Raw genomic sequence first — 25410 nt, 5'->3', positions numbered from 1 at the left:
AATCGCATCGGTGAGCTGGCGCCATGGCACCTGCGGCCAGACAGCGCTTGAGCCCCGTCAACCCGCAACAGCCGTAGCCGTCAGTAAACGCTTACCGCTCGAGTGCCGTGCCGAGCACCACGGCCGAGAGGGCGCCGACCCAGCGGGACCAACACCTCAGGATGATCGCCGAGCGCGGCCGTATGGGCTGGCAGAAGGCCTCGGGCTATACTTGGCGTGCTCTGGTCGAGACGGACATCAGCAGGTTCAAGCGCGTCATCAGCGGTGGACTGCACTCGCGTACCGACGGGCGCTGCGCGACAGAAGTGGCCATCGCCGTCCGCACACTCAACCGCATGCTCGAACTCGGATGCCCAGAGTATGTCCGCATCCTGTGAATGCGGGCCAGCCCGGGGCCTACTCTGCCTACAGAATGGTCCATGCAACGCAGTGTGGCGGCGCCGAAGCGCCGCGAGATGGTGTCCCTCCGCCACCTCACGAGCGAGTCACCTGCGCGGTGAGGATGTAGCCGCTGTTGCAAACGGTGCGGATCAGTTCCGGGCTCCTAAAAGGATCCTCCAGCTTGCGCCGTAGCCGGCTCACCTGCACGTCGATGCTGCGGTCGATGGCGTCGTGGCTTTCCCCGCGCGCTAGATCCATCAGCGTGTCGCGCGTCAGCACCCGCTGCGGTTGCTCGACGAAGGCGAGGAGGAGGTCGAACTCGCGCGCCGAGAGGGGCACCAGCATGTTATTCTCCGACCGCAGCTCGCGGCGCGCGATGTCGAGGCGCAATCGCCCGAAGCAAAGCACCGGGCAGATCTCGCCCGGGCGCGGCGCTACCCCGGTCCTGCTGCGCCGCAGCACCGTCTTGATGCGGGCCAGCAGTTCGCGCGCGTTCAAGGGCTTCGTGATGTAGTCATCGGCGCCGAGCTCCAGCCCCACCACCCGGTCGGTGTGGTCGCTCACCGCCGTGAGCATGATGACCGGCCTCTGGGAAACCATGCGTAGTCGGCGGCACAGGTCGAAGCCGTTCTCGTCCGGCAGCATCACATCGAGGACGATCACGTCCGCCCCCGGCCCGTCGAGGGCCGCGAACATATCCGCCCCGTCGCACGCGACTGACACTCGGTAGCCGTGGTTCTGTAGGAAGCGGGTCAGCAGGGCGAGGATATCCTCGTCGTCGTCCACGATTAGGACGTGGGGCATCGGGGTCATGCTCCTTCGTACCATTCGGAGAGAGCCGGAAGATGACCGCCTCGCGAGCGGCTTGTTTCAGGTCGGACATATGATGTCGCCCGGGTCAAGGAACGCTCATCCGGGGGAAGCACGGCACCGTCAGGATCGCCCCCGCCACACCGGAGACGCACCATGACCCTTCCCACCCCCCTGCACGGCATCGGGGCCGGCGGCCGTCCCGCCGCGCTGGCCCCTCTCCTGGCCCCCCTCGCCGCGCCCGGCAGGCCCCCCGCGCCCCACTGGACCACCAGCAACATGCCCCCGCAGCAGGGGCGCCTAGCCGTTATCACCGGCACCGGCGGCCTCGGGCTTGAGGACGCGCTCGCCCTAGTCCGGGCCGGGGCGATGGTCGTGATCGCCGGGCGGGACGCCAACAAGGGCTTCGCCGCGGTCGGCCGGATCAAGGCGCAGCTGCCCGACGCGCGGGTCCGCTTCCGGGAACTGGACCTAGCCAGCCTCGAATCGGTCCATCGCTTCGCCGACCGCCTGGCAAGGGAGGAGGACGGTCTCGACCTCCTCGTCAACAACGCCGGCGTGATGACCCCACCGGAGCGGTGCACGACGGCGGACGGCCTTGAGTTGCAGTTTGGCACGAACCACCTCGGCCACTTTGCGCTGACGGCGCGGCTGCTACCGCTGCTCCGGCGGCGCGCGGGCTCCCGCGTAATCAGCCTCGGCAGCGTGGCGGCGCGCGGTGCGGCGATCGACTTCGCAGATCTCCAGTCCGAGCGCCGCTACCAGCCGATGGCGGCCTACGGCCAGTCGAAGCTCGCCTGCCTGCTCTTCGCCTTCGAGCTCTCCCGCCGCAGCCGCGCGGCTGGGTGGGGCGTCGCCAGCCTCGCCGCCCATCCCGGCATCGCACGCACCGACCTCATCCCGAACGGGGCCGGGCGGCGCAGCCTGCAAGGCCGCGTCCGCTCCCTCCTGCCCTTCCTGTTCCAACCTGCCTGGCAGGGCGCCCTCCCCACCCTCTACGCGGCGACTGCCCCCTCGGCGCGGGACGGCGCCTATTACGGGCCCCACGCTTGGGCGGGGACGCGAGGCTATCCAGCCGAGGAGAGGGCGCCGAAGCAGGCGCTGGACGAGGCGGCGGCGGCACGGCTCTGGGAACTCTCGGAGGAGATGGCCCATGTCGCATTCGCCTGAACTGGCACAGGCGGGGAGCGGCGTTACGACGCCGGACCCGCGGCGCACCGCGTTCCGCAACCGGGGCGTCGCCCTGACCGCCGCCTTACACCGCCCGGAAAGGTTTGACGCGGCCGCGCCACCAGCGGCGATCGCCGTTGGCGACGCCCGGCAGCAGCGTCAAGGAGCAGGTCGGCGCGATCTAAGCACGAAAGCTGGCGGCGCGCGGCTTCGTGGCGTTGACCTTCAATCCGTCTAATCAGGGAGAAAATGGCGACCAGCCTCGGGATCTGGAGGACCCAGCCACACGCGCCGAGGGTATACGCTGTGCGTTGGACCACCTCGTGATGCTACCCTTCGTGGCGGAGGATAGGATCGTCCTTCTCGGCACTTGCGCAGGCGACGGCTATGCGATCGCCGCAGCCCTGACGGAGCGCCGTTTCCGGACGGTGAGAACGGTCGTTGCCACAGATGTCGGCCGAGCCCCCCGAGCCATGACTCCCGGACCTATGCTGCTCGCCCAGCTCGACGAGCTCGGCGCTCAGCACACCGGCTAGGCACGGGGGGTCGCAGCTCGGCGCGAGCCCTCGATCCCCGACAGCTTGGACGCCGCGCGGGCGGCCGACGTCACCGATCCCGAGATTCTCAACGCCGTCCGCTTCTACCGCGAATCCCCCCGTCGCCATTCCGGCTCCACTAACCGTCTCATATTCACGAGCTTAGCTGGGATTTTCGGCTTCGACGCCCTTCACCTCGTGCCAGAGATGCTGAGGCGGCCACTGCAGGTCATCTTGGGCGAGCGGCGCGGCAGCAATGGGCAGTTCGAGACGGGCTGGGAGCTGTCCGAGCGCTGTACCTCTCTGGACAAGAATTTCTTCGTCGTGGACGGGGCCGGCCACTACGACCTGTACCGCAAGCACCCGCACGTGGACCTCGCCGTAGAAAGGCTGGCGGCCTCCTTCCGCGCGCATCTCGGCTCGTGAGGCGGGGGCGGCGTCCCCTTGGGCGTCCGGGCGCGCGTCCCCAGTCGGCGCGGGGGAGGGCCCGGTCAGCCCGGCCGGGCGCTGTCCTGCGGCCAAACGAAGCCGCGGAGGTGGGCGAGGAACGCCCGCATCGCCGCCCCGGCGTGGCGTCTGTTGGGGTAGTAGAGGAACCATCCTGGCAGCTTCGGGCTCCAGTCCCGCAGCATCTCGACGAGCGACCCGTCGGCAAGGTGCGCTGCCGCGTAGTCCTCGAAGACGTGGGCGACGCCCTGCCCGGCGAGCGCGGCCTGAAGTTCCTGCTGTGCGGAACCGAGCGTCAGGCGACCGCCGGGCGCCATCTCCAGCGCCTCGCCGTCACGCTCGAACCTCCAGGTGACGAGGGTGCCGCCGGGGAAGCGACGGCGGACGCAGTCGTGCCGCACCAAGTCGTGCGGCGTGGCGGGCTCCCCCCGCGCGGCGACGTAACCGGGCGAGGCGACGATGACGTAGCGCAGTGGCGGTCCTAGCGGCACAGCGATCATGTCCTTCTGGACCTGCCGGCCGAAGCGCACTCCGGCATCGAAGCCGCACGCGACAATGTCGATGATGGCCGCATCGCTCGCGATCTCCACCCGCACCTCTGGATAGGCGCGCATGAAGCTGAAGACGAGCGGGCAGAGCACATGGTCCACGGCCGGTCCCGGCGCGTTAATCCGAACCGTGCCGGAGGGGTTCTCGCGCAGTCGGTCAAGGTCAGCGACGGCGCCCCGGATCTCGTCTAGGGCCGGGGCCAGACGCTCCATCAGCCCCTCGCCGGCCTCGGTCGGCGCGACGCTGCGTGTGGTTCGGTTCAGCAATCGAATGCCAAGCGAGGTCTCGAGCGCAGCGACCGTCTGGCTCAGGGCGGAGGTCGAAACGCCGCGCTCCGCGGCGGCCGCCCGGAAGCTGCCATGCCGGACGACGGCCGCGAAGGCGTCGAGGCTGTCGAAGCGAAGGGACCTCATCGTGAAGCCTGGCTTAACAAGTCGCGCAGAGAGACACCAGTTATCCCTTGCTCCCACTTGCCGCATCTGTGGGCGGCGGCACGGCACGGGTCGGGTGCCTTAGGGAGGGCGTCTTCGTCGCGACGCTGCTCGCAGAGAGGTCGGAGTATGCATCACGTCATCGCGGGCCGACGCGGAGCCCTACTGTCCGTCGCCGGGGCGGCCCTGGGGTTGGGAACCGTAGCCGCCCGACCCGCCGCCGCGCAGGCTGCCCTGCCGACCGTCGGAAACGCCGGCTACTACCGCATCCGCGTCGGCGAGATCGCCGCGACCGTACTTAGCGACGGTGTGATCGGCGGCTCCCCGAAGATCTACGCCATCGACGCACCGGAGGACGAGCTGCGCGCGACCCTGCGGCGGGCCCAGCTGCCGACCGATTACCTGACGCTGAATCTCAACACCTTGCTGATCGAGACCGGGGGACGGCGCATCCTGCTCGAGGCCGGGGCGGGGGCGACTATGGGGCCGAACGGCGGTCGGCTCTTCGCCAACCTCGCTGCCATCGGGCTGACGCCGGCCGACATCGACGCCGTGGTGATCTCCCACACCCATCCGGACCACGTCGGTAACCTTCGCGCGGCGGATGGCGGCCGGGCCTTCCCGCGCGCCACCGTTTTCGCGCCCCGAGCCGACTGGGAGTTCTTCGTCCGCGGTGATCCGGACCTGTCCTACATGCCCGTGCCGGACGACTTCCGCCGCCGGTTCGCTGCAGCCATCAAGCGCAGTGTCGAGCCCGTGGCGCGCGGCGTGGAACTGTACGAGGCCGGCGCGGAAATCGTGCCGGGCCTCCTCACAGTCGCGGCACCCGGCCACACGCCAGGTATGGCGGTCTTCCTGCTCCACTCCAGCAGCGATCAGCTGCTCCTCACTACGGATCTTGCCTACCACCCGGCGGTGAACGTGGACCGGCCCTGGCGCCCCGGACCGGACCGCGACCCGGCTGCCGCGCTGGCGACGCGTCGGGCGCTATTCGACCGGGCGGCGGCCGACCACATCCTTGTGCTCGGCTTCCACTACCCCTTCCCCGGCCTGGGCCGCCTGCTGAGGGCCGGGGCTGGCTACGCCTGGGTCCCGGCGCCTTGGCAATTCTGACCACCCTGTCCCAGCGGAAAGGACCACAAGGCATGACCAGCAGCATCGCCCGCGCCGGCCGGCGCGGACTCCTCGGGGCGGCCGCCATTGGCGCGACCCTCGCCGGGGCGCGCGGCGCCCTCGCCCAGGCCGCCGGGGGCGCCGCGCCAGCTGCCGCCGGCCCAGTCATCACGCGCCGGATCGGCCGCACCGGCCAGGTGGTGACAGCGCTCGGCCTCGGCACCTTCCTCACCTACGACCTCGCCCCGGGCCGCCCGAGGGGTGGGCTGCGCGAGGTGCTACGCCGCTACCTCGTCGGCGGCGGTCGGCTGATCGACACCTCGCCGCTCTACGGCTCGGCCGAGGTCAGCGTCGGCGCCTTCCTCGCCAGCGCCGAGGAGGAGCCGGAGGTCTTCGTCGCGAACAAGATTTGGTCCACCGGCGCGTATCTCGGCGATGAGAGCCACGCGCTGGCGAGCCTGGAGCAGTCGCGACTGCGGATCTGGCGCGCCACCATCGATCTGATGCAGTGCCACAGCATCGTCAACGCGCCCGTCGTCATCCCCCTGCTCCAGGCCTGGAAGCGCGAGGGGCTGATCCGCCACGTCGGTGTCACCCACCACGAGACGGAGGCGCAGGACGAGCTGGCGGCGATTGTCGAGGCAGGCGGCGTAGACGTGGTGCAGACGAACTACTCGATCTTCTCGCGCGACGCGGAGAGGCGGCTGCTGCCCGCGGCGGCGGATCGCGGCGTCGGCGTGCTGGTGAACCTGCCGTTGGAGAAGGCCCGACTCATGCGCGTCGTGGAGGGGCATCCCCTACCGGACATCGCGCGCGAGTTCGGCGCGGCGAGCTGGGCGCAGTTCTTCCTGAAGTGGGCGATGGGCCATCCGGCGGTGACATCCGTGCTCTGCGGTACCTCTGATCCCGAACACGCCGCCGACAACGTGCGGGCGCTGCGCGGCCCACTGCCGGACGCGGCCATGCGGCGGCGAATGGTGGCGCACATGGAGACGATCCCGGGCTTCGGCGGGCTCGGACGGATGCCTTGGTATCCAGGCAAGGACGGGATGTACCAGGGCCTGATCCGGGCCTCTCAGGCCCGCGCCAGGGCCCGGCTGGTTCCGTAGGGTTCAAGCGCGACGGGGAGCGGCCGCCCCGGCCGGACGGGGCGGGGGCGGCACGTGGCGCGGCGCCGCCCCCGGGCGCTCACCAGGGAAGCACACCCAGCGTAGCGTGCGAGAAGGTCCCGGTTGGCCCGCCTGGGGCCGCCAGGGCGAGGCGCACGACCTCCGCAGCCCCCTCCTCCGGGCTCTCCGTACCCGCGAAGCCGGTCAGCTGCGTCCGGGTGTATCCGGGGGAGACGGCGTGGACGCCGATCCCCTCTCCCTCCAACTCGATCGCCATCGCCAGGGTGATTCCGTTGAGCGCCGTTTTGGAGGCGGCGTAGCCGGCATCGAAGAGTGGACGGAGCGGAGAGGTCGGATCAGAGTTCAGCGTTAACGAGCCTGCCCCGCTGGAGACGTTAATGACCCGCGCCCCTGGCGTGGCGCGCAGTAGCGGCAGCATGGCTTGGTAGACCGCGACCACGCCGAAGACGTTCGTCTCCCAGACCGCGCGCAGCGCCTCCATCGGAATTACGCCCGGGCGCCCTGCCCGCGCCAGCGCCTCCCCGCTCCGGGGCATGGCGCCGGCGGAAGCGATGGCCGCGTTCTGCACCAGCACGTCGAGGCGTCCGAACTCGGATTTCACACGCGCCGCCGCCGTGTCGATCGTCCCGAGATCCGTCACATCGATCCGGATCGCTACGGCGCCCGGCCCGATCCTCGCGGCTGCCTCCTGTCCGCGGTCCGGGTCCCGAGCGCCGACGAGAACAGCAAAACCCTCCCGGACGAGGGCCCTGGCGACCTCAAACCCGATTCCTTGGTTCGCACCCGTGACGAGCGCAATCCTTTTGTTCTGTGCGACGTCCATGCCGCGTATCCCCTTCCAGATCCGATGATTTCGTGCCGGCCCATCAAAGACGGGGGACGCCGAACGGCGGCGGCGCCCACTGGACGGTCCGGCGTCCTGACGGCTTAGCCCGCGTCCGCAGGCAAGCGCGTGCCGGTCAGGGCCTCGGTCGCCGCCCACAGCTTGGCGGCCGTCGCGGGGTCGCGCGCGACCACCGGCACAGTCGCCGGGCCGAGCGGCCCGTCTGAGACCCGCAAGGGATCGAGGAGCCAAGCGCGGAAGAAGCCGGAGGTGTAGCCGACGGTGGTGCTCACGAGATCTGATCCTTCACGACATGGTTGGAGATAGACTCGTTCTCCGGGCCGCCAGCGGTTGTGGCCTGTCCGCGGCCGAGAACGCGCCAAGCGAGCAGCGCGAGCCCCTCCGTCAGCAGCAGCAGGAGAAGCTAGATCGCGAGGACGGAGGCGTTCGTCTCCGGGAGGTGGACCGCCGCGGCGTGGCCGAGCCCGATGAAAACGGTGCTCCAGACGTCAACTCCTGCAGCACTCGCGAGAAGGAGACGGCGCGGATTCGCCTGCAGCAGCCCCGCCATGAGCGGAGAGAGGAGACGGACCGTGGGTGTGAGCTGCACACCGAAGGAGATCCTCTCCTGATGGTGCCGGTAGTGCTCAATCCAACGGTCGAGCCACGTCAGCGACAGGCCGAGGAAGCGTGCGCTCCGATGCAGGAGGAGGGTAGCGCCCGCCCTGCCGAGCGCCGCCGCGACGCCGTAGCCCGCGAGGCAGCCGAGAAGGGTTCCCTCCGTTACCGAGAGCACGATGGCGGGCGCCGGCCAGAGGCCGCCCGCCATGCCGATTCCGACAGCGACGAGGAAGTCGCAGGAGGGCAGCACCGGCACTAGCCGCTCCACCACTGCCGCGCCGGCGAGGCCGAGCGGCGCCACTCATCCAATGAGGTCCAGAAGGGGGTCCACAGCTAACGCCCCACCGCTCGGGACGAGGGCGGAGGGACGGCTGCCGGCGATCCGGTGCCGTCGATGCCACCGCAGCCTGCAGGGCGGCGGGGCGGCCACCCATGGAAGCTGGAAGTTGGTTGCATTGCTCTGATCCTGATCCGCGGGGACGACGCTAGACGCGCTGTGATGCGGGGCGATGAGCGGTTCTTGTCGTGGCCGACACCGTGTTTCCGCTCGGACACGATGGCAGGCCGGAGCTGTCGTGGCCTCTGTCTCCGCGCGCCGCCGACCGCGTACCCGCCGACCCCGCCGGGACGCACCGGTCCGGTCGCGTCGGCTTTCAGCCTCCTTGCCCGCCGCCGCCGGTCGCGCCCGAGCGAAGCAGGAAGTTCAGCGCCGACCCCTCCCGTCCTCCCGTGCCGGCGAGCGGCGTGCGGGATGCATCCCGCTCGGTCCAGGATGGCAGGGCGGTGCCGCCGTGAGGGTAGATATCGTCCGCCATGGCAGGGGTTGCGGCGGCGAGTACGACAATGGCGAGAAGCAATCGCATGGGCTGTTCCTGTCCTGATTTTGCGCAGGGTGCGTTCCTCGCGCCACCCCAATATGCGTACCGCAGTCGCGTGCTGAATGGCGTGCTACCTGGACGAGCCGTGAAGCCCTGCTTCACGGTCGAGGCGAAGGATTGATTCCCGCAGTACATCCCGACCGAAAGACCGCGCCCAGTGCGCGACGGGCTGACCGGGACACGGAACACGGACTGCGTCGGGACCTACGGCGGAGAAGCCGCAGCGACCGGCGAGACACCTCACCGCGCCCGACCGCGTCCCCACGATGCCCTATGGATCCAACGCGGGGAGGCTGTCGGCGCCTGGGCGTGCACGGCATTGTTTCACGTCGGATACATATTGTCCGTAACGACAGGAAGCACTCATCATCGCGACGCAAAGCGTCGCTATCCAGCACCCACATCACACGGGAGATGGACGAGTGGGCGATCGGATAACGCGTCAATGCGGCAGCGCCGTTCTTGCCCTAGCTCTGGGCGGATGCGCCCTCGCAGTCAGCGGAGCATCCCAGCAGGTGGCGATCACGACGCCCGGCGCCGCGGGAGCAACATGCCGCGTAACCGGCGGCGACGGCCTGAACGAGACCGTCGTCACGCCGGCCATGGTACGGATTGCCAGGAGCCGGAGGAATGTGTCGATCGCTTGCACGCTGCCGGACGGCAGGACAGCCGACCGAACTATTTCACCGAGCTATTCGGACTACTCCTACGTCCAATTACCGGTAGGTTACCTCGTCGATAGCCTCTCCGGTGCGATGTGGACCTATCCTTCCGAAATCGGCGTGGAGGCCGTCCCATAAAAGGTTCTGTCAGCTCTCGCGCCGGAGCTGCCGTTGCATGCCGGCTCATGCTGTTCGCCTACGCTGCCTCAAGAATGGCGAGCACGGTGGCCGCGCGGCGGAGATGAAGGGTTCTGTCAGCGCTCGCGCCACGGGTGCCCGGGTTGGCGAGCTGGACTAGGCGTGGATAGGCTTCTGACGGGTTGATGGGCGGCTAGGGGCTAGGAATGGATTGCGTGGACTGCGGTTCAGCCGAGGTGACCGAGCGGCGGGACCCTACGGCCCAGGGCTACCGGCGTTTCCGGTGCCACAGCTGCGGCCGAGGGTTCAACGAGCGCAGCTCGGGGATGCTGAACCGAGCACAGTACCCGAGCGATGTCATCGCGCTCGTGGTGCTGTGGCGCCTGCGCTACCGCCTAACGCTGCGGGACCTGGCCGAGATGTTCCTCCTCCGCGGGATCGTGTTCAGCCAGGAGGCGGTCCGCGACTGGGAGGCCAAGCTCGCACCGGCGCTGGCGAGTGAACTGCGCCAGAGACGGCGCAGGAAAGGCGGCGCCGGCTGCCGCTCCTGGCACGTCGACGAAAGCTACCTGAAGGTCCGTGGACGCTGGTGCTACCTGTATCGGGCGATCGACCGGAACGGCGATCTGGTCGACACTATGCTGAGCGAGCACCGGGACATGGCGGCGGCAAAGGCGTTCTTCCGCTCGGCCAGATCCGCCACCGGCCTCGTCCCCGACAAGGTCACCACGGACGGGCATGGCTCCTACCCTCGAGCAATTCGCTCGACGCTGGGCAGGCGGGTCACCCACCGCACCAGCGCGTACATGAACAACGGGCTCGAGCAGGATCACCGGGGCATCAAAGGCCGCATCCGATGTATGCGTGGGTTCAAGAGCTTCACCTCCGCCAACCGGTTCTGTCGATCATATGACGAACTCCGCAACCACCTCCGTCCTCGCACCCGCCACAACCAGTCTGTCCCCGCAAGCCGCCGTCGCACGCTTCATCTCCGTCGTGCGACCGCCGCGCTCGCCATCCTCGAGGCAGGATAGGCCGACACGACAACTGGCCTGTAACGACATCTCTGGCGCGAGCGCTGACAGAACCCGAGGCGGAGGGCGCGGTGGCGCTGCCCCAGCACGAGTTCGGCCTGGACGTGGTGGCGCTGGTGGGGGCGCTGCGTCACCGGGATCACCGCAGCGTGCCGGAGATCCATGCTGCCCTGCTTGGGCGCGGGGTGGAGATCGCCGAGCGGAGCGTCACCAACCTGCTGGACCGCTATGACGAGCTGCTGGCCGCCTCGCTGACCGATACCCGGCGGCTGCGCCGGGTGCTGGCCAGGCAAGGGCGGGCGATCCTGGCGCTGGATGGCATGCAGCCGGACGTGGGCCATGAGGTGCTCTGGGTAGTGCGCGAGTGCCTCTCGGGCGAGGTGCTGCTGGCGCGCAGCCTGTTGTCGGGCACGGCCGAGGACCTTGCACCCTTGCTGGCCGAGGTGGCGCAGGCGATCGGGGTGCCGGTGGAGGGGGTGATCAGCGACGGGCAGACCTCGCTCCGGCGCGCCGGGGGAGGGTAGCGTCCGTCAACGTGGTGGAAATTGCTGTTGGGTTTGAGATGGCCACGGCTCAGGCGGCTCTGGGTGGGAGTTGCAGGGTTTCGTTGGTGGGCGCCGGGTTGAGCATCTCGCCCACGGCCTCGACGCTCATGTAGCGGTGCTGCAGCTGCCACTCATCGTTGGCCTCGAGCAGCACAGCGCCGATCAGGCGGATGATGGAGGCTTCGGAGGGAAAGATGCCGACGACGTCGGCGCGGCGTTTGTGCAAGGCAGTGCCTTGCACCCTTGTTGAGGCGCTCTAGTGGGTTCGTCGAGTGCAGCTTGGTCCGGTGCGGCGCCGGGAACGCCATGTAGGCGAGCACGTCATGCTCGCTGTCGTCCATGAGCTTGCCCAGCTTGGGCCAGCGTTCGCGGAGTTGGTCAGCGACATGGCGCCAGGTCTGCCGGGCCCCGTCCTGGTCGGGCTGGAGAAAGGCTTGGCGCAACGCGGCCGAGGCCATGGACTGCTGGGCCTTTCCGACATGGGCCAGCGCGTTCCTCATCCAATGCACGCGGCAGCGCTGCCATGTCGCGCCGAGGACGCGAGCGATCGCCGCCTTCAGCCCCTCATGGGCATCGGAGACGACGAGCTTCACGCCCTTCAAGCCGCGCCTGACCAGGCTTTTGAGAAAGGTCGCCCAGAACGTCTCGGCTTCCGACGGGCCGATGTGCAGGCCCACGATTTCGCGCCGCCCCTCGGCATCGCAGGCCACGGCGATTATGGCGGCGACCGAGACGATGCGGCCACCCTCGCGCTGGCGGAGATAGGTGGTATCCAGCCAGAGATAGGGCCACTCGCCCGACAGCGGCCGGTCAAGGAAGGCCGTGACCCGCTCGTCGATGTCGCGGCACAGCTTGGAGACGGTCGACTTCGAGATGCCCGACAGGCCCATGGCCTGCACCAGCTCATCCACACGCCGGGTCGAGACGCCGCCGATCCAGGCTTCCTGGATCACTGCCACCAGCGCCTTCTCCGAGGTCTTCCTGGGCTCGAGGAAAGGCGGGAAGTAACTCCCCTGCCGGAGCTTGGGAATTCGGAGCTGTAGCGACCCCAGCCGGGTGTCCAGCGTGCGGTCCCGAAAGCCGTTGCGGTAGTTCAGCCGCTCGCCGGTGCGCTCGTGCCGGGCGGCGCCGATCTGCCCCTCCACGTCCGCCTCCATCAGCATCTGCAGCACCGCCTCCGCGACGCTGCTAAGGAAGTCACCATCTCCTGCTTTCGCCAGCAGGTCAGCCAGTGGCAGTCTGTCCTCGGTCATCGGGTCCTCGGCCGGTCAGGGGTGGGAGCCTCGCAACTCCACCCTAGCCGCCAGGTCCGATGGCCACCCAAGCCCTACACCCCGGACCACGCCGGATTTTCCACCACCTCCGTGGACGCTACCCCTGGAAGCCGTCGAGTTCGCCACCCTCGACTGGGTGGACTGGTTCAACAACCAACGCCTCCTCGAGCCGATCGGGAACATGCCGCCGGCCGAAGCGGAGGCGCGCTACTACGCCAGGCTTGAGAAGCCCACCCCGGCGGCGTAACCCAAACCAATCAGCCTCCGGCTCCGGGGCGGTTCACCTATCTTTAGGTGGAATGACTGGGCCTAGGCATCACTTACCCCGGTGTCGTGCAGGTGACAGGCTGCTGTCTGGCCCGGAAGAACGGGGATGAGCTTCGGCGCTTCAACGCGGCATCGCGGGCCCGCATGGGGGCAGCGGGGATGAAAATGGCAGCCTGGGGGCGGATTCAGCGGTGACGGGATCTCGCCCGCGATCGGCCGGAAGGCACCGCGTCCCCGGCCCAGCTTCGGCACGCTGTCCAGCAGCGCCCGTGTATAGGGATGCGCGGGGGTACTGTAGAGGGTACGCATGGGGGCGAGCTCCACGATGCGCCCGAGATACATGATCGCCACGCGATCGGAGACGTGCCTCACCACGCCCAGATCATGCGAGATGAACAGGCCGGTCAGCCCCAGCTCCCGCCTGAGATCGCTGAACAGGTTGAGCACCTGGGCCTGGATGGAGACGTCGAGCGAGGCTACCGGCTCGTCCAGCACGAGCAGCTCCGGCCCGAGGGCGAGGGCGCGGGCGATGGCCACGCGCTGCCGCTGGCCGCCCGAGAACTGGTGGGGGTAGCGGCGGCGCAGGGCGGGATCGAGACCCACGCGCGCCAGCATGTCGGCGACGAAGGCATCGGCCCCGGCGCGCTTCACCAGCCCGTGTGCCAGGGGACCCTCGGCCACCGTGTCACCCACGCGCATGCGGGGGTCGAGGCTGGCAAAGGGATCCTGGTGAATCATCTGCACGCGGAAGGTGCGCTTCCGGCCGCCCGACATCACCGGCGCGCCTTGGAAGAGTACGGCGCCCTCGCTCGGCTCGTAGATGCCGGCGACGATGCGACCCAGCGTGGACTTGCCGCAGCCGCTCTCGCCCACCAGCCCCAGCACCTCGCCGGGTGCGACCTGGAGATCAACGCGGGTCACGGCCTGCACCGCGCGCGGGCCGGTGCGGCCGAGCAGGCCTGCCAAGCGGTCCCCCAGCGTGGCCGGGCGGGCAAATCGCTTGCTGACGCCCTCGACGCTCAGCAGCGGCGTCATGCCGGGGTCTCCAGCGGGTGATGGCACAGGGCGGACTGGCCCGCGCCGAAATCGATATCCGGCGGCGGCAGCGCGCAATCCGGCTGGGCGCGGGGGCAGCGCGTGTGGAAGGAACAGCCGGGGTCAGGCCCGCCATCGGCGCCGCGCGGCGGTGCGCCGGCGGCAAGCTGCGGCAGGCGGGCGCCGGGTTCATGGCCCGACGGCACCGAGCCGATCAGCGCGCCCGTATAGGGGTGGCGCGGGGTGGCGATCACCCGCGCCGCGGGGCCGCGCTCCACGACGCGGCCCGCATACATCACGCAGACATCGTCGGCGAGCGAGGAAACGACGGCGAGGTCATGCGTGATCCAGAGGAAGGCGGTGCCGGTTTCGTCCGCCAGCCGGCGCACCTCGGCCAGGATCTGGCCCTGGATGGAGACGTCGAGCGCCGTGGTGGGCTCGTCGGCGATGATGGCTGCGGGGCGGTGCAGCAGCGCGGTGGCGATGGCGACGCGCTGGCGCATCCCGCCCGAGAGCTGGTGTGGATAGGCCTGAAGCCGTTCCGCCGGGCTGGGAATGCCGACGATGGCCAGCGCGTCCCGCGCGCGGGACAGGGCGGCCTGGCGGGAGACGCGGTCATGCGCGCGCACGGCGGCGGCCATCTGGGTGCCGATCCTCAGCACGGGGTTCAGGGTCATGAGCGGGTCCTGGAACACCATCGCCACGCGCGCGCCACGCAGGAGGCGCATGGCGGGCTGGGGCAGGCCGGAGATGTCCTGGCCCTCCAGCAGGACCTGGCCGCCCACCACGCGGCCTGGCGGCTCCACCAGGCCCATGATGGAGAAGCCCGTGACCGACTTGCCGGAGCCGCTCTCGCCCACTAGGCCGAGGATGCGGCCGCGCTCCATGCGGAAGGACACGCCATCCACCGCGCGCACCACGCCGCCGCGGCCCGGGAACTCGGTGCGGAGCCCTCGCAGCTCGAGCGCTGGCGGGGCGCTCATCGGCGCCGCCGGGGATTGATGACTTGGCGGAGCTGGTCGCCCACGAGGTTGATCGCCAGCACCGTCACCATCAGGGCGATGCCGGGATAGACCGAGATCCAATAGCGGCCGGAGAGCATGAACTGGAAGCCGTTGGCGATCAGCAGGCCGAGCGAGGGGCGCGTGATGGGCAGGCCGAGCCCGAGGAAGCTGAGGGTCGCCTCCAGCGAGATGGCGGTGGCGATCTGCACCGTCACCACCACGATCAGCGGCGGCAGCGTGTTGGGCAGGAGATGCCGCCACAGCACGCGCGCGCCGGAGAGGGGCGTGGAGAGCGCGGCCTCCACATAGTCCTTGCGGCGTTCCGCCGAGGCGGCGCCGAAAGCGGTGCGGGCGAAATAGGCGTACTGCGCAGCGACCAGCGCGGCCATGAGCTGGGGCACGCCCTGGCCCAGCATCGCCACGAGCACCAGCGCGAGCAGGATGGCCGGCAGGGAGAGCTGCAGGTCCACGATCCGCATCGCGACCGCGCCGAACCAGCCGCCGTAATAGGCCGCCGACAGGCCGATCGCGGTGCCGACCACCAGCGCGACGACGCCCGCCGTGACCGCGATCGAGAGGCTCAGCCGCAGGCCGTAGAGGATGGCCGAGAGCAGGTCCCGCCCCGCATTGTCGGTGCCGAGCAGGTGAACATACTCGCCGGAGCCGACGCTGCCCGGCTCCAGCCGCGCATCCATCAGGTCGAGCGCCGACTGGTCATACGGGTCCTGCGGCGCGATCCAGGGCGCGAGAAGGGCGAGCAGCGCGATCGCCACCACCACCACCAGCGCCACCACGGCCACGGGCGAGCGGCGGTACTCCTGCCAGCCCTCGATGAGCGCCTCGCGGTTCATCGGGCGCGCACCCGCGGGTCGAGGAAGCCGTAGGTCAGCTCCACGAAGAGGTTGATGACTACGAAGAGCAGCACGACCAGGATGAGATAGGCCACCATGACCGGGCGGTCGAGCGAGGTGATACTCTCGATCACCAGCTTGCCCATGCCGGGCCAGTTGAACACGGTCTCCGTGACCACGGCGAAGGCGAGGGTGGAGCCGAACTCCAGGCCGAAAACGGTGACGATCGGGATGCCGATGTTCTTCAGCACGTGCAGCCCCACCACCTGGCTCTCGGGCAGGCCTTGGGCACGGGCGAAGCGGACATGCTCGCTGCCCATCACCTCCTCGGTGCCCGCGCGCACCAGGCGGACAAGCAGGCCGAGCTTGAAGAGGGAGAGGTTCAGCGCGGGGAGCAGCAGATAGGACCAACCCTCAGGGGTCCAGATGCTCAGTCCCAGCGGGCCGACCGGGCCTCGGCCGCCGGAGGGAAGCCAGCGCAGCTCCACCGAGAAGAAGAGGATCAGCAGCAGCCCGATCCAGAAGGTGGGCACGGAGAAGCCGAGGGTGGAGAAGGCCATGATGGCGCGGCTGGAACGCGCTTCCGGCCGGTAGCCGGCCCAGATGCCGAGCGGCACGCCGAGAACGGCGGCGATCAGCAGCGCCAGCACCGTCAACTCCAGCGTCGCGGGCAGGCGCGAGAGGATGAGGGAGAGCACGGGGATGCGGAAGACGAAGCTGTTGCCGAAATCGCCGTGCAGGATATTGCCGAGAAAATGTCCGTACTGTTGCCAGAGCGGCAGGTCGAGCCCGTACTGCCGGATGATGGCCGCGCGCATCGCCTGCGTCGCGGCCGGGTCGATCAGCACGTCGATCGGATTGCCGATGGCATAGACGCCGAGGAAGACCAGCACCGACATCACCAGCATGACGAGGACGGCCTGGGCCAGCCGCCCCAGCAGGAAGCCCGTCACGCGCCCTTCGGCGCGACCAGCTGCGCGAGCGTCTCCTGGTCCACCCGCGGGGTGAAGAGGAGCTTGTTCTTGCCCATGGCCCAGACCGTCTGGGGCATCACGATCGGCAGCATCGGGCGCTCGTTCATGCTGATCTCGGCCGCGCGCGCGAACATCTCGCGCCGCTTCGCGTCGTCCAGCGTGCGGGAGCCGTCGAGGAGCAGCTTATTCACCTCGGGGTTGCTGTAGCCGGAGCGGTTGAAGTTGCCCAGGCCCACCGACGGATCGGGGCCGTGGATCAGCGCGCCGTAGGTGTAGGCGGCCTCGCCGGTCAGCGTGCCCCAGCCCGACATCTGCAGGCTGTACTCGCCGCGCGTGCTGGCGGGGAAGAACACCGTGCCCGTGACCGCGTTGGGGTTAGCCTTCACGCCGATGCGCGACCATTGCTGCGCCAGCGCCTCGCAGAGGGCGCTGTCGCCGGGCAAGCGGTTGGTGGTGGAGTGGAAGTCGATCTCGAAGCCGCGGGGATAGCCCGCCTCGGCCAGCAGGGCGCGGGCACGGGGGAGATCCGGGCGGCGCTCGGGCAGGTTCGGGCTGGCACCGAAGAAGCTGTCCGGCATCAGCTGCGACATCGGCTTGGCCAGGCCCTCGAACACCACGCGGGCGAGGGCACGGCGGTCGATGGCGAGGTCCATCGCCTGGCGCACCCGGATGTCGCGGAACGGGTTGTCCGTGATCTCGCGCCCATCCACCTTGGCGGGGCGCGGAAGCTTCTCGGCCAGGGTGAAATAGACGTTGAAGACATAAACGCTGTCGCCGACCACCACATCCATGGTGGGGTCGCGCTGCAGGGACGCGACATCGGTGGCGGGGACGTAGTTGATCATGTCCACCTGGCCGCTCTTCAGCGCGGCGATGCGGGCGGCATCGTTCGGGATCTCGCGCCGGATGACGCGTGCCCAGGGCTGGGCCGCGCCCTCCTTCAGCGCCCACCAGCCGTCGTAGCGCTCCATCACCAGGTCACCGCGCGGCTCCCAGCGGACAAAGCGGAAAGGCCCGGTGCCGATGGCGGCGGCGCCGGAGTTGAACTCCTCGTTGCGCGGCGCCGCGCCGATCTTGCGGGGAACGATCATCAGGCGGGTGAAGTCGTTGGGCAGGGTGGGCGCCGGGCCGTCGGTGACGAAGCGGATGGTGAGGGGGTCCACCACCTCCGCGCTCTTCGCGCGCTTGGTGTAGAGGGTCATGGACATCGGCCCCGTCACCTGCGGGATCCGCTCGAGCGAGAACTTCACATCCTCGGCCGTGAAGGGCGAGCCGTCATGGAAGGTGACGCCCTCGCGCAGCTTGAACTCCCAGGTCGTGTCGTCCACCGCGCGCCAGGAGGTGGCGAGGCCGGGCTTCAGCACCAGGTTCTCATCCTGCGCGACGAGGCTGTCGTAGACATGTCGCAGCGCCTCGATATGGCCGCCCAGCGTGGACCAGTGGGGGTCGATGCTCTCCGGCCCGCTGCGGACGCCGACCGTCAGCGTGCGCCCGGCACCCTGCCCCTGAGCCAGGGCGAGGCTAGCCGGCAGCAGGGCGGTGGCCGTTGTGGCCGACAGGAACTGACGACGGTTCATGGCACGACCTCTCGGGGACACGAGTTTGCGACGGGGTGGCTGGCGCCGGCGCGCGGCGGCGGCAATGATGCAGTGCCGCAGCGTAGGAACGGTATCTGCCATGCGTCAACGGGAGTGCGGGCGATGAGGATCGCGGAGATGGACTGGCGCGCGGTGGAGGCATGGCTCGCCCATGACGACCGCTGCGTCCTGCCGCTGGGCAGCACCGAGCAGCATGCCGGGTTGAGCCTGAGCGTGGACAGCATCCTGAGCGAGCGCGTGGCGGCCGAGGCCGCCGCGCCGCTCGGCGTCCCGGTCTTCCCCGTGCTCGCCTATGGCATCACCCCGGCCTTCGCCGCCTATCCCGGCACCGTCAGCCTGCGGGCCACCACCTTCCTGGCCGTGCTGAAGGACGTGCTACGAAGCCTCTACTCGCAGGGCTTCCGGCGCATCCTGCTGTGCAACGGTCATGGCGGCAACGGGCCAGGCGCCGCGGCCGCGCTGGAGTTCATGGGCGATTACCCGGATTGCCGGGCCCGCTGGCACGATTGGTGGCGCGCGCCCCGCACCCTCGCCGCGGTGAACCGGACCGACCCGGTGGCCAGCCATGCGAGCTGGATGGAGAATTTTCCCTGGACGCGCCTGCCGAACGCGCCGCCGCCGCCGGCGGAGGGCAAGCCGATGACGGATCTCGACCGGCTCCGCTCCCTTCCGCCGGACGGGGTGCGCGCGCAGCTCGGGGACGGCAATTTCGGCGGGCTTTACCAGCGCCCGGACGAGGAGATGCTTCGCATCTGGGACGTGGCCGTGGCCGAGACCCGCGGCCTGATAGAGGATGGCTGGAACTAGCGCCCGCCATCCACGGACAGCACCTGCCCGCTGACGAAGCCGGCGAGCGGCCCCGCGAAGAACAGCACGGCATTCGCGATGTCCTGCGGCGTGCCCAGGCGGCGCAGGGCGATGCGCAAGACGAGGTCGCGCTGCCCCTGTTCGCCATAGCCCTCCCATTGCGCGTTGCTGGCGGGGTTGGAGGGGACGAAGCCCGGCGCCACGCTGTTCACGGTGATGCCATGCGGGCCGAGCTCATGCGCGAGCTGGCGCGTCAGCCCGACCACGGCGTGCTTGGCGCTGCAATAGCTCTGGATGCCGGTGAGCGAGGCCTGCAGCCCGGCGCCGGAGGAGATGTTGACGATCCGCCCGCGGCCCGCCCGCTTCATCCCCGGTGCCGCCGCGCGGCACAGCGCGAAGGCGGCACCGAGATTGATGGCCAGCACCGCGTCCCAGTCCTGATCCGTCACCTCCTCCACGGGCCGGAACACCTGCCCCGCCACGCCGCCGGCATTGTTCACCAGCACGGAGACCGGGCCGCCCGCCTCCCGCTCCACCGCGGCGATCCAAGCGGCGGCGGCGACGCGGTCGGTCAGGTCCACGGCAGCCATGGTGATGCCGGCGCGGGCGGTTTCAGCGAGAGAGGCAGCATCGGGGCCGCAGCCCCACACCCGCGCTCCGAGCCGGGCGAAGCTCTCGGCGATGCAGCGGCCCAGGCCGTGACCGGCGCCGCTGACCGCCACCACCTCGCCATCGAAGCAGGGGGTCATGGGATCAGCTCCAGCAGGTTGTCGTCGGTCATCGGGCGGCGGCCATCCTCGATCTCATGGATCATCGCGGCGAGCTTTCGCAGGCCGGGGCAGGGGATGCCATGGGCAGCGCCCGCTTCGATCACCGGCACAACCTGCATGTTCACCTCCGTGCGGCGCCGGCGCACGGCCAGGTCGCGCCAGATGCCCGAATGCGTCTTCGCGCTGCCACGGTTGAAGCGCTCCATCGCGGCGATCGAGGCGCGCGCGGCCTCGGGCGGGGCGCCCGGGCGGAAGGCATCGGGGTCGAAGCCGTTGAAGCCGCGCGGGGTCACGCCCTCGGCCAGCGCAACAGAGACGGCTTCCTGACCCAGGCGTCGAAAGGCCGATTCCATCTCGGGGCGGGCGAAGGCGTCCGCGATGCCGGCCTGGCCGAGCGCCTGGGCGAAGAGCATCGCGCCATAGCCCAGCTTGCCCCAGAGATAGGCGTGGATGTCGTCGGTGATGATGGCATCCGGCTCGAAACGGCGGAGCGTCCCGAGCAACGCGCGCAGCCGTGGCGTCTCCTGCCCGTCCAGCTCGCCCACGACCACGGCGGCGCGATTGCCCAGCAGGATGCGGCCGGGCTCGATATAGTCCGCGCCGAAATTGACGAAGGCGCCGATCGTGCGCGCCGGGCCGACGATGCCGGCGATCACCCGCTCGCACAACCCGTTCTGCAGCGAGAGAACGTAGCCATCGGGCGAGAGATGGGGCGCAAGGGCGCGGCAAGCGTCCTCCGTATGGTGCGCCTTCACGCAGAGGAAAATGCGATCCCAGCTTCCCTGCACCTCGGCGGGCAGTATCGCCGGGGCGGAGACGGTGAATTCCGCCACCGGGCCGGAGATCCGCAGCCCGGGCGAGCGAATGGCGGCCACATGGTCGGGCACGACATCGACGAAGGTTATATCCATGCCATCCCGGCGGAGAAAGGCGCCGACCGTTCCGCCGATCGCGCCCGCTCCCCAGATCAGGATTCGCTCGTCCCTCGCATCCGACATCGCCCCGTGCCCCCGATCCGCTGAGTCCGGCCGCGCGCCGGCATGTCAGGTTTGCCGGAAACCGCGGGGATGAGAAGGTGGCCCCGTGTTGCCTTCGGCCGGAGGGCACCGGAGGATGACGCCGCAATCCGGAGCAGACACGATGACCGAGACCGCCCATCCCGACGGCGAGCCCTGGCAGTGGCCGGAGGCGACATGGCGCCGCATCGTCGGGCGCGCGCGGGCGGGACGCAGCCTCGCGCCCCCGGCCTGGCCGGGCGGGGCGCGCTGTGCCTTTGCCGTCTCCTTCGATGCCGACCATGACACGATTCCACTGCGCGATTCCGACGAGAGCCCGATGCGCATCAGCCAGGGGCAGTACGGCAATCGCAGAGCGATGCCACGCATCCTCCGCCTGCTGGAACGGGAGGGGATTCCGGCGAGCTTCTTCTACCCCGCCGTCTCCGCCCTGCTCTATCCAGAGGAAGTGCGCGCCGTGGCGGATGCGGGCCATGAGATCGGAATCCACTCCTGGATCCACGAGGCGAACACGCGCTTGCCGGCGGGGGTCGAGCGGGACCTGACCTTCCGCGCGGCCGATACGCTGGAGAGGATCTCCGGCACCCGTCCCGTCGGCATTCGCACCGCGAGTTGGGACTTTTCGGTGGATACCATGTCCATCATTCGCGAGTTGGGGCTGCTCTATGACAGCAGCCTCATGGCCGATGACGACCCGTATGAGCTGGTGGCAGACGGCGAGCCGACCGGCGTGGTGGAGCTGCCGCCGGAATGGATCCGGGACGATGCGGTGTACTACAACTTTGTCCGCTTCAGCGCCCTGCGTCCCTACACGCCCCCCTCCGCGGTGCTGGAGATCTTTACGGCCGAGTTCGACGCGGCCTGGGAGGAGGGCGGGCTGTTCCTGCTCACCCTGCACCCGCATGTCTCCGGCCACCGCTCCCGCATGCCGGTGTTGGAGCGGCTGATCGCCCATGCCAAGGAGCGCGGGGGATGCTGGTTCGCCACCCATGCCGATGTCGCGCGCTGGTGCAAGGAGAAGGCCGGGGCGGATTGATGCGCTGGCCGAACCGTCCGGCCGGTGTTGCCAACCCACTCGTGCTACGTGACCATCGTGCGGCCGGCGGCGCCGGTGGGAACTGAGGAGGGCCTTCAATGCGAACCGCCTTGAGCATAGTCCGGCCGATTATTTTCGGCACCGCTCTCCTCTCAGGCGTTGCCGGCGCGCAGGGCGCGACGGTGCTGAATATCGGCTTGGCGGGCGATCCGGGGTCGCTGGACCCGGCGCAGAGCGGCAACTTCATCGACCGCAACGTGTTCGCGGCAATCTGCGACAAACTGATTGATACCGATGCCGAGATGAACTATGTGCCGCAACTCGCCACACGCTGGGAATGGTCGGACGACCGGCGCGCGCTCACCCTGTACTTACGGGACGGGGTGACGTTCCATGACGGCACTGCCTTCGACGCCGAGGCAGTCAAGATCAACCTGGACCGTTTCAGGACCATGCCGCGCAGCCTGCGGCGGGCCGAACTCGCCGCGCTGGAGTCCGTAGAGGTACTGGATCCGCGCACGGTGCGCCTGCGCCTCTCCGTCCCTTCCGCACCGCTGCTGGCCGTGCTGGCCGATCGCTCGGGCATGATGCTCTCGCCGGCCGCCATCCAGCAACGCGGCGATGGCATCGGGCAGCATCCCGTCTGCGCCGGCCCTTTTACCTTTACCGAGCGGGTGGCGCAGGACCGGATCGTCGTTGACCGCTTCGGCGGCTACTGGAATGCCTCCGCCATCATGCTCGATAGGATAGTCTATCGCCCAATTACCGACAGCACGGTGCGACTGCTCAATCTCCGCTCCGGGCAGTTGCAAATCATCGACCAGGTTGCCCCGACCGACGTGCCGGACCTCCAATCCAACCGCCGGCTGCGGCTCGCGCGGCATGTGGCCGCCGCTTACCGCACCTTGCAGTTCAACGTCGCGCATGGGCCACGCGCGGACACGCCCTTGGGGCGTGATCCCCGGCTGCGGCGGGCTTTCGAAAAGGCCATCGACCGCGAGGCGATCAATCAGGTTGTCTTCAACGGCCTCTTCGTGCCCAGCAACCAGACCGAGTCGCCCCGGACCCGCTACTGGAACCCGGATCATCCCGTCGGCGGCGCGGATATAGCTGGATCGAGAGCGCTGCTGAGACAGGCAGGCGTGGCACGCGTGGCCTTCACGCTACAGATTGCCAATACCCCGATTGATGCCCAGATCGGCGAGGTCATCCAATCCATGGCAAGGGAGGCCGGCTTCGATGTGAAGCTGGAGCAGGTGGAATCGAATGCCGGCAATCAGAAGAACCAGGCGGGTGACTTCGACGCGGCGCTGCTGACCTGGAGCGGCCGGTCCGACCCGGATGCCAATCTCTCGATCTGGTTCGCCTGCAACGGTCCATTCAACTTCGGCCGTTACTGCAATCCTCGGATGGAAGCCCTGCTGACCGAGGCACGCGGCGTGGCCGACCCGGCGATCCGGCTCCCACTCTATCGACAGGTCGTGAACCTCTACCACACCGATGTGCCTCATGTAATCTTGTATCACTACACTTGGCTGTGGGGGCTGAGCGACCGAGTTGAGAACTTCGTGCCGAATGCCGACGGGCTGATCCGTATGCAAGGCTTACGGCTACGGCCCTAACTGGAACCTTGGTGGGCGCTGTCAACCATCCCGCGTAGGATGCCGCACCCAACATACATCTGCACACCACCCCGGGCCGGATGCCACGCCCAGTATCGGCGGCCGGTCTCTCAGGCATCCCGGGCCTGATGCTGCCCTGCGTCGCGAGATAGGCGCAACCCACCCGGTGCTTCGTACCTGAAGCAAGGCGCCCCGATGGGCTGATCGCGATCTCCTCGGGCGATGCGGCGGACGGACCGAGGGTGGCGACCGACGCCATGCTTCATGGCCGAACCGAGATCCGCCCATGGCATAAGGATTGCTGGTCTGAAAGACCGAGTGACCACCAAGGGTGAGATGATGGAGCGGGTACGGTGCCGCCATCTTGCGGCGCGAATGTTTCTGGCTGGACTGCTTCTGCTGGTCGGGTTCGGCGCGGCGGACGCCCAGACGCTCCGGGTCGGCCTGCGCGATGATCCCGACATCCTCGATCCCACCCTGTCGCGCACTTATGTCGGCACTGTCGTGATGACCGCAATTTGCGACAAGCTCTTTGACTTCGACGAGAAGCTGAACATCGTCCCCGTCCTCGCTACGGGCTATGAGTGGCAGGACGAGAAGACCCTGATTATCCGGCTGCGGCAGGGCATCACCTTCCATGACGGCACGCCTCTCGACGCGGAGGCCGTGAAGTACACGCTGGAACGTCACCTCAATCTCTCCGGCAGCTACCGCCGCAGCGAGATCGGGGCGATGGAGCGGGCCGAGGTGATGGACCCGCTGACGGTGCGCGTGCTCATGCGCCGCCCCTTCGCGCCTTTCATCGCGGTGCTGACGGACCGTGCAGGCATGTTGGTCTCACCGCGCGCGGCCGAGGCGGCGGGGCGCGACTTCGGTCGACATCCCGTCTGCGCCGGGCCCTTCCGCTTCGTGGAGCGTGTGGCGCAGGATCGAGTGGTGGTGGAGCGCTTCCCAAGCTACTGGGATGCCGGGCGCATCCATTACGGTCGCGTTCAGTACAGCATCATGCCCAACAGCACGGCACGACTGGCCAATCTGCAGTCCGGCACGCTTGACGTGGCCGAGGTGGCGCCGCTGGATGCGGAAGCCGTGGCAAAGGACCGCCGGCTGTCCCTCGTCTCGGTGCCAAGCCTTGGTTACGGAGCGCTGACCGTGAATCTTGGCGACTTCCCACAGGCGCGCGGGCCCATGGGGCGCGATGCCCGGGTGCGCCAGGCTTTCTCCCTCTCGCTGGATCGGAAGGCGCTGAGCGAGGTTGTCTTCGCGGGCCTCTACGAGCCGGCCGCGCAGCCGACATCCCCGGCCAGCCCTCTCCATGTACCGTCCATTGTCCCGCCGCAGCGGGATGTGGCGCGAGCGCGGACCTTGCTGCGGGAGGCCGGGGTGACCACGCCGCTCCGCGTGGCGCTGACCGTCTACAACACACCGCAAGGCGTGCAGACCGGCGAGGTGATCCAGGCCATGGCGGCCGAGGCGGGCTTTGAGGTGGAGGTGAAGGCCCTGGAGTTCGGCGCGGCCCTGTCCGCCGTGAACAACGGCGACTACGTCGTGACCCTGGGCGGCTGGTCCGGCCTGCTGGACACGGACAGCAATTCCTGGAGTTTCCTGCACACTGGCGCGGCGCTGAACATGGCGCGCTACTCCAATGCGGAAGTTGACAGCGCCCTCGATCGGGCGCGGGAGGAGGCCGGCATGGCGGCCCGGCGCATGGCTTACGAGGGCGCCTGGAGAAAGGTGAGCGAGGACCTGCCCCTGATCTATCTCTGGCAGCCCAGGAATGTCGCCGGCGTCTCGCGCCGCGTCTCGGGTTTCCGACTGCTGGCGGATGGGCTGTATCGATTGCAGGACGTGCGGCCTGCGCCATGATGGGCAGGGGCGGAACGGAGGC

At 69.0% G+C, this 25410-nt stretch carries 24 protein-coding genes and 3 pseudogenes; 13 read left to right on the top strand and 14 right to left on the bottom strand.

The window, feature by feature from the left end; genetic code table 11:
• Positions 1 to 161: 161 nt before the first annotated feature.
• Positions 162 to 377 (top strand): hypothetical protein, encoded by a 216-nt coding sequence (locus tag FHS87_RS24635; protein WP_184520695.1) that lies wholly within the window; start codon positions 162 to 164, stop codon positions 375 to 377.
• Between the two features lie 97 nt (positions 378 to 474).
• On the opposite strand, the gene FHS87_RS17580 is transcribed toward FHS87_RS24635, so the two are convergent.
• Positions 475 to 1185: a response regulator transcription factor gene (locus tag FHS87_RS17580; RefSeq protein WP_184520694.1), complete on the bottom strand. Its 711-nt coding sequence runs from the start codon at positions 1183 to 1185 to the stop codon at positions 475 to 477.
• A 162-nt stretch (positions 1186 to 1347) separates the two neighbouring features.
• Between FHS87_RS17580 and FHS87_RS17575 the strand changes: the two genes are divergently transcribed.
• Both FHS87_RS17575 and FHS87_RS23450 read left to right on the top strand, forming a co-directional pair.
• Positions 1348 to 2361, top strand: a complete 1014-nt coding sequence (locus tag FHS87_RS17575; protein WP_184520693.1) for an SDR family oxidoreductase — start codon at positions 1348 to 1350, stop codon at positions 2359 to 2361.
• Positions 2362 to 2942: 581 nt separating this feature from the next.
• Entirely contained in the window at positions 2943 to 3323 is a 381-nt protein-coding gene (locus FHS87_RS23450; RefSeq protein WP_221300059.1) for an alpha/beta hydrolase family protein, read from the top strand.
• Positions 3324 to 3388: 65 nt separating this feature from the next.
• Here the strand turns inward: FHS87_RS23450 and FHS87_RS17565 are convergent, their stop codons facing one another.
• Positions 3389 to 4306, bottom strand: coding sequence for a LysR family transcriptional regulator (locus tag FHS87_RS17565; RefSeq protein ID WP_221300057.1), 918 nt, complete (start codon positions 4304 to 4306; stop codon positions 3389 to 3391).
• Positions 4307 to 4516: 210 nt separating this feature from the next.
• On the opposite strand from FHS87_RS17565, the gene FHS87_RS17560 reads away from it, so the two are divergent.
• Both FHS87_RS17560 and FHS87_RS17555 read left to right on the top strand, forming a co-directional pair.
• Positions 4517 to 5437: an MBL fold metallo-hydrolase gene (locus FHS87_RS17560; RefSeq protein ID WP_246418501.1), complete on the top strand. Its 921-nt coding sequence runs from the start codon at positions 4517 to 4519 to the stop codon at positions 5435 to 5437.
• Positions 5438 to 5469: 32 nt separating this feature from the next.
• On the top strand, positions 5470 to 6546 hold the full coding sequence (locus FHS87_RS17555; RefSeq protein ID WP_184520690.1) for an aldo/keto reductase: 1077 nt from the start codon (positions 5470 to 5472) through the stop codon (positions 6544 to 6546).
• Between the two features lie 79 nt (positions 6547 to 6625).
• On the opposite strand, the gene FHS87_RS17550 is transcribed toward FHS87_RS17555, so the two are convergent.
• The 4 genes from FHS87_RS17550 to FHS87_RS17535 form a co-directional block, all read right to left on the bottom strand.
• Complete coding sequence (locus FHS87_RS17550; protein WP_184520689.1) at positions 6626 to 7390, bottom strand: SDR family NAD(P)-dependent oxidoreductase; 765 nt, start codon at positions 7388 to 7390, stop codon at positions 6626 to 6628.
• Between the two features lie 104 nt (positions 7391 to 7494).
• On the bottom strand, positions 7495 to 7683 hold the full coding sequence (locus FHS87_RS17545) for a hypothetical protein (protein WP_184520688.1): 189 nt from the start codon (positions 7681 to 7683) through the stop codon (positions 7495 to 7497).
• A 131-nt stretch (positions 7684 to 7814) separates the two neighbouring features.
• A complete protein-coding gene (locus tag FHS87_RS17540; RefSeq protein ID WP_184520687.1) occupies positions 7815 to 8312 on the bottom strand; it encodes a DedA family protein in 498 nt (165 codons plus the stop codon).
• 352 nt (positions 8313 to 8664) lie between these two features.
• Positions 8665 to 8874 (bottom strand): hypothetical protein, encoded by a 210-nt coding sequence (locus tag FHS87_RS17535; RefSeq protein ID WP_184520686.1) that lies wholly within the window; start codon positions 8872 to 8874, stop codon positions 8665 to 8667.
• 530 nt (positions 8875 to 9404) lie between these two features.
• On the opposite strand from FHS87_RS17535, the gene FHS87_RS17530 reads away from it, so the two are divergent.
• The 3 genes and pseudogenes from FHS87_RS17530 to FHS87_RS17520 all read left to right on the top strand — a co-directional run.
• A complete protein-coding gene (locus FHS87_RS17530) occupies positions 9405 to 9689 on the top strand; it encodes a hypothetical protein (RefSeq protein ID WP_184520685.1) in 285 nt (94 codons plus the stop codon).
• 326 nt (positions 9690 to 10015) lie between these two features.
• On the top strand, positions 10016 to 10723 hold the full coding sequence (locus FHS87_RS17525; RefSeq protein WP_221300055.1) for an IS6 family transposase: 708 nt from the start codon (positions 10016 to 10018) through the stop codon (positions 10721 to 10723).
• A gap of 53 nt (positions 10724 to 10776) precedes the next feature.
• Positions 10777 to 11235: pseudogene (locus tag FHS87_RS17520) on the top strand (ISNCY family transposase); the annotation flags it as partial.
• A 61-nt stretch (positions 11236 to 11296) separates the two neighbouring features.
• On the opposite strand, the pseudogene FHS87_RS17515 reads toward FHS87_RS17520, so the two are convergent.
• A pseudogene (locus FHS87_RS17515) lies at positions 11297 to 12521 on the bottom strand (IS256 family transposase).
• 109 nt (positions 12522 to 12630) lie between these two features.
• Between FHS87_RS17515 and FHS87_RS17510 the strand changes: the two are divergent.
• Positions 12631 to 12789, top strand: a pseudogene (locus tag FHS87_RS17510) (IS3 family transposase); the annotation flags it as partial.
• A gap of 62 nt (positions 12790 to 12851) precedes the next feature.
• Here the strand turns inward: FHS87_RS17510 and FHS87_RS17505 are convergent.
• Genes FHS87_RS17505 through FHS87_RS17485 form a run of 5 tightly spaced genes read right to left on the bottom strand, consistent with a single transcriptional unit; the run spans position 12852 to position 18250 of the window.
• Complete coding sequence (locus FHS87_RS17505; protein WP_184520682.1) at positions 12852 to 13844, bottom strand: ABC transporter ATP-binding protein; 993 nt, start codon at positions 13842 to 13844, stop codon at positions 12852 to 12854.
• The gene (locus FHS87_RS17500) at positions 13841 to 14827 is read right to left on the bottom strand and encodes an ABC transporter ATP-binding protein (RefSeq protein WP_184520681.1); all 987 of its coding nucleotides are present in this window, start codon (positions 14825 to 14827) and stop codon (positions 13841 to 13843) included. Before FHS87_RS17500 ends, FHS87_RS17505 begins: the two co-directional genes overlap by 4 nt.
• Complete coding sequence (locus tag FHS87_RS17495; RefSeq protein ID WP_184520680.1) at positions 14824 to 15699, bottom strand: ABC transporter permease; 876 nt, start codon at positions 15697 to 15699, stop codon at positions 14824 to 14826. The genes FHS87_RS17500 and FHS87_RS17495 overlap by 4 nt, the downstream gene beginning before the upstream one ends.
• Positions 15696 to 16652: an ABC transporter permease gene (locus FHS87_RS17490; protein ID WP_184520679.1), complete on the bottom strand. Its 957-nt coding sequence runs from the start codon at positions 16650 to 16652 to the stop codon at positions 15696 to 15698. Before FHS87_RS17490 ends, FHS87_RS17495 begins: the two co-directional genes overlap by 4 nt.
• Complete coding sequence (locus tag FHS87_RS17485; RefSeq protein ID WP_184520678.1) at positions 16649 to 18250, bottom strand: ABC transporter substrate-binding protein; 1602 nt, start codon at positions 18248 to 18250, stop codon at positions 16649 to 16651. Before FHS87_RS17485 ends, FHS87_RS17490 begins: the two co-directional genes overlap by 4 nt.
• Before the next feature lie 123 nt (positions 18251 to 18373).
• Here FHS87_RS17485 and FHS87_RS17480 point away from each other — a divergent pair, with 123 nt between their 5' ends.
• The gene (locus tag FHS87_RS17480; protein WP_184520677.1) at positions 18374 to 19078 is read left to right on the top strand and encodes a creatininase family protein; all 705 of its coding nucleotides are present in this window, start codon (positions 18374 to 18376) and stop codon (positions 19076 to 19078) included.
• On the opposite strand, the gene FHS87_RS17475 is transcribed toward FHS87_RS17480, so the two are convergent.
• Positions 19075 to 19827 carry an SDR family NAD(P)-dependent oxidoreductase gene (locus tag FHS87_RS17475; protein ID WP_184520676.1) on the bottom strand — a complete coding sequence of 251 codons (753 nt, stop codon included), beginning with the start codon at positions 19825 to 19827 and terminating at the stop codon, positions 19075 to 19077. The two genes, FHS87_RS17480 and FHS87_RS17475, sit on opposite strands and share 4 nt — an antisense overlap.
• The gene (locus tag FHS87_RS17470) at positions 19824 to 20846 is read right to left on the bottom strand and encodes a ketopantoate reductase family protein (protein WP_184520675.1); all 1023 of its coding nucleotides are present in this window, start codon (positions 20844 to 20846) and stop codon (positions 19824 to 19826) included. Before FHS87_RS17470 ends, FHS87_RS17475 begins: the two co-directional genes overlap by 4 nt.
• Before the next feature lie 142 nt (positions 20847 to 20988).
• On the opposite strand from FHS87_RS17470, the gene FHS87_RS17465 reads away from it, so the two are divergent.
• The 3 genes from FHS87_RS17465 to FHS87_RS17455 all read left to right on the top strand — a co-directional run bounded on the left by FHS87_RS17465 (position 20989) and on the right by FHS87_RS17455 (position 25388).
• Positions 20989 to 21900: a polysaccharide deacetylase family protein gene (locus tag FHS87_RS17465; RefSeq protein ID WP_184520674.1), complete on the top strand. Its 912-nt coding sequence runs from the start codon at positions 20989 to 20991 to the stop codon at positions 21898 to 21900.
• A gap of 98 nt (positions 21901 to 21998) precedes the next feature.
• Positions 21999 to 23522 (top strand): ABC transporter substrate-binding protein, encoded by a 1524-nt coding sequence (locus tag FHS87_RS17460; protein ID WP_184520673.1) that lies wholly within the window; start codon positions 21999 to 22001, stop codon positions 23520 to 23522.
• Positions 23523 to 23897: 375 nt separating this feature from the next.
• Entirely contained in the window at positions 23898 to 25388 is a 1491-nt protein-coding gene (locus tag FHS87_RS17455; protein WP_184520672.1) for an ABC transporter substrate-binding protein, read from the top strand.
• Positions 25389 to 25410: the final 22 nt, after the last annotated feature.

It is taken from the genome of Muricoccus pecuniae (assembly GCF_014199205.1).
Lineage (GTDB): Bacteria > Pseudomonadota > Alphaproteobacteria > Acetobacterales > Acetobacteraceae > Roseomonas > Roseomonas pecuniae.
The sequence above is the reverse complement of the archived record's forward strand: the minus strand, read 5'-3'. Positions and strand labels throughout refer to the sequence as shown.

Excerpts from the sequence above, each read along its gene's own strand:
- FHS87_RS24635 (WP_184520695.1), top strand. The coding sequence starts at position 162 with ATGATCGCCGAGCGCGGCCGTATGGGCTGGCAGAAGGCCTCGGGCTAT.
- FHS87_RS17580 (WP_184520694.1), bottom strand. The coding sequence starts at position 1,185 with ATGCCCCACGTCCTAATCGTGGACGACGACGAGGATATCCTCGCCCTG.
- FHS87_RS17575 (WP_184520693.1), top strand. The coding sequence starts at position 1,348 with ATGACCCTTCCCACCCCCCTGCACGGCATCGGGGCCGGCGGCCGTCCC.
- FHS87_RS17565 (WP_221300057.1), bottom strand. The coding sequence starts at position 4,306 with ATGAGGTCCCTTCGCTTCGACAGCCTCGACGCCTTCGCGGCCGTCGTC.
- FHS87_RS17555 (WP_184520690.1), top strand. The coding sequence starts at position 5,470 with ATGACCAGCAGCATCGCCCGCGCCGGCCGGCGCGGACTCCTCGGGGCG.
- FHS87_RS17550 (WP_184520689.1), bottom strand. The coding sequence starts at position 7,390 with ATGGACGTCGCACAGAACAAAAGGATTGCGCTCGTCACGGGTGCGAAC.
- FHS87_RS17535 (WP_184520686.1), bottom strand. The coding sequence starts at position 8,874 with ATGCGATTGCTTCTCGCCATTGTCGTACTCGCCGCCGCAACCCCTGCC.
- FHS87_RS17525 (WP_221300055.1), top strand. The coding sequence starts at position 10,016 with ATGCTGAACCGAGCACAGTACCCGAGCGATGTCATCGCGCTCGTGGTG.
- FHS87_RS17505 (WP_184520682.1), bottom strand. The coding sequence starts at position 13,844 with ATGACGCCGCTGCTGAGCGTCGAGGGCGTCAGCAAGCGATTTGCCCGC.
- FHS87_RS17500 (WP_184520681.1), bottom strand. The coding sequence starts at position 14,827 with ATGAGCGCCCCGCCAGCGCTCGAGCTGCGAGGGCTCCGCACCGAGTTC.
- FHS87_RS17495 (WP_184520680.1), bottom strand. The coding sequence starts at position 15,699 with ATGAACCGCGAGGCGCTCATCGAGGGCTGGCAGGAGTACCGCCGCTCG.
- FHS87_RS17485 (WP_184520678.1), bottom strand. The coding sequence starts at position 18,250 with ATGAACCGTCGTCAGTTCCTGTCGGCCACAACGGCCACCGCCCTGCTG.
- FHS87_RS17480 (WP_184520677.1), top strand. The coding sequence starts at position 18,374 with ATGAGGATCGCGGAGATGGACTGGCGCGCGGTGGAGGCATGGCTCGCC.
- FHS87_RS17475 (WP_184520676.1), bottom strand. The coding sequence starts at position 19,827 with ATGACCCCCTGCTTCGATGGCGAGGTGGTGGCGGTCAGCGGCGCCGGT.
- FHS87_RS17470 (WP_184520675.1), bottom strand. The coding sequence starts at position 20,846 with ATGTCGGATGCGAGGGACGAGCGAATCCTGATCTGGGGAGCGGGCGCG.
- FHS87_RS17465 (WP_184520674.1), top strand. The coding sequence starts at position 20,989 with ATGACCGAGACCGCCCATCCCGACGGCGAGCCCTGGCAGTGGCCGGAG.
- FHS87_RS17460 (WP_184520673.1), top strand. The coding sequence starts at position 21,999 with ATGCGAACCGCCTTGAGCATAGTCCGGCCGATTATTTTCGGCACCGCT.
- FHS87_RS17455 (WP_184520672.1), top strand. The coding sequence starts at position 23,898 with ATGTTTCTGGCTGGACTGCTTCTGCTGGTCGGGTTCGGCGCGGCGGAC.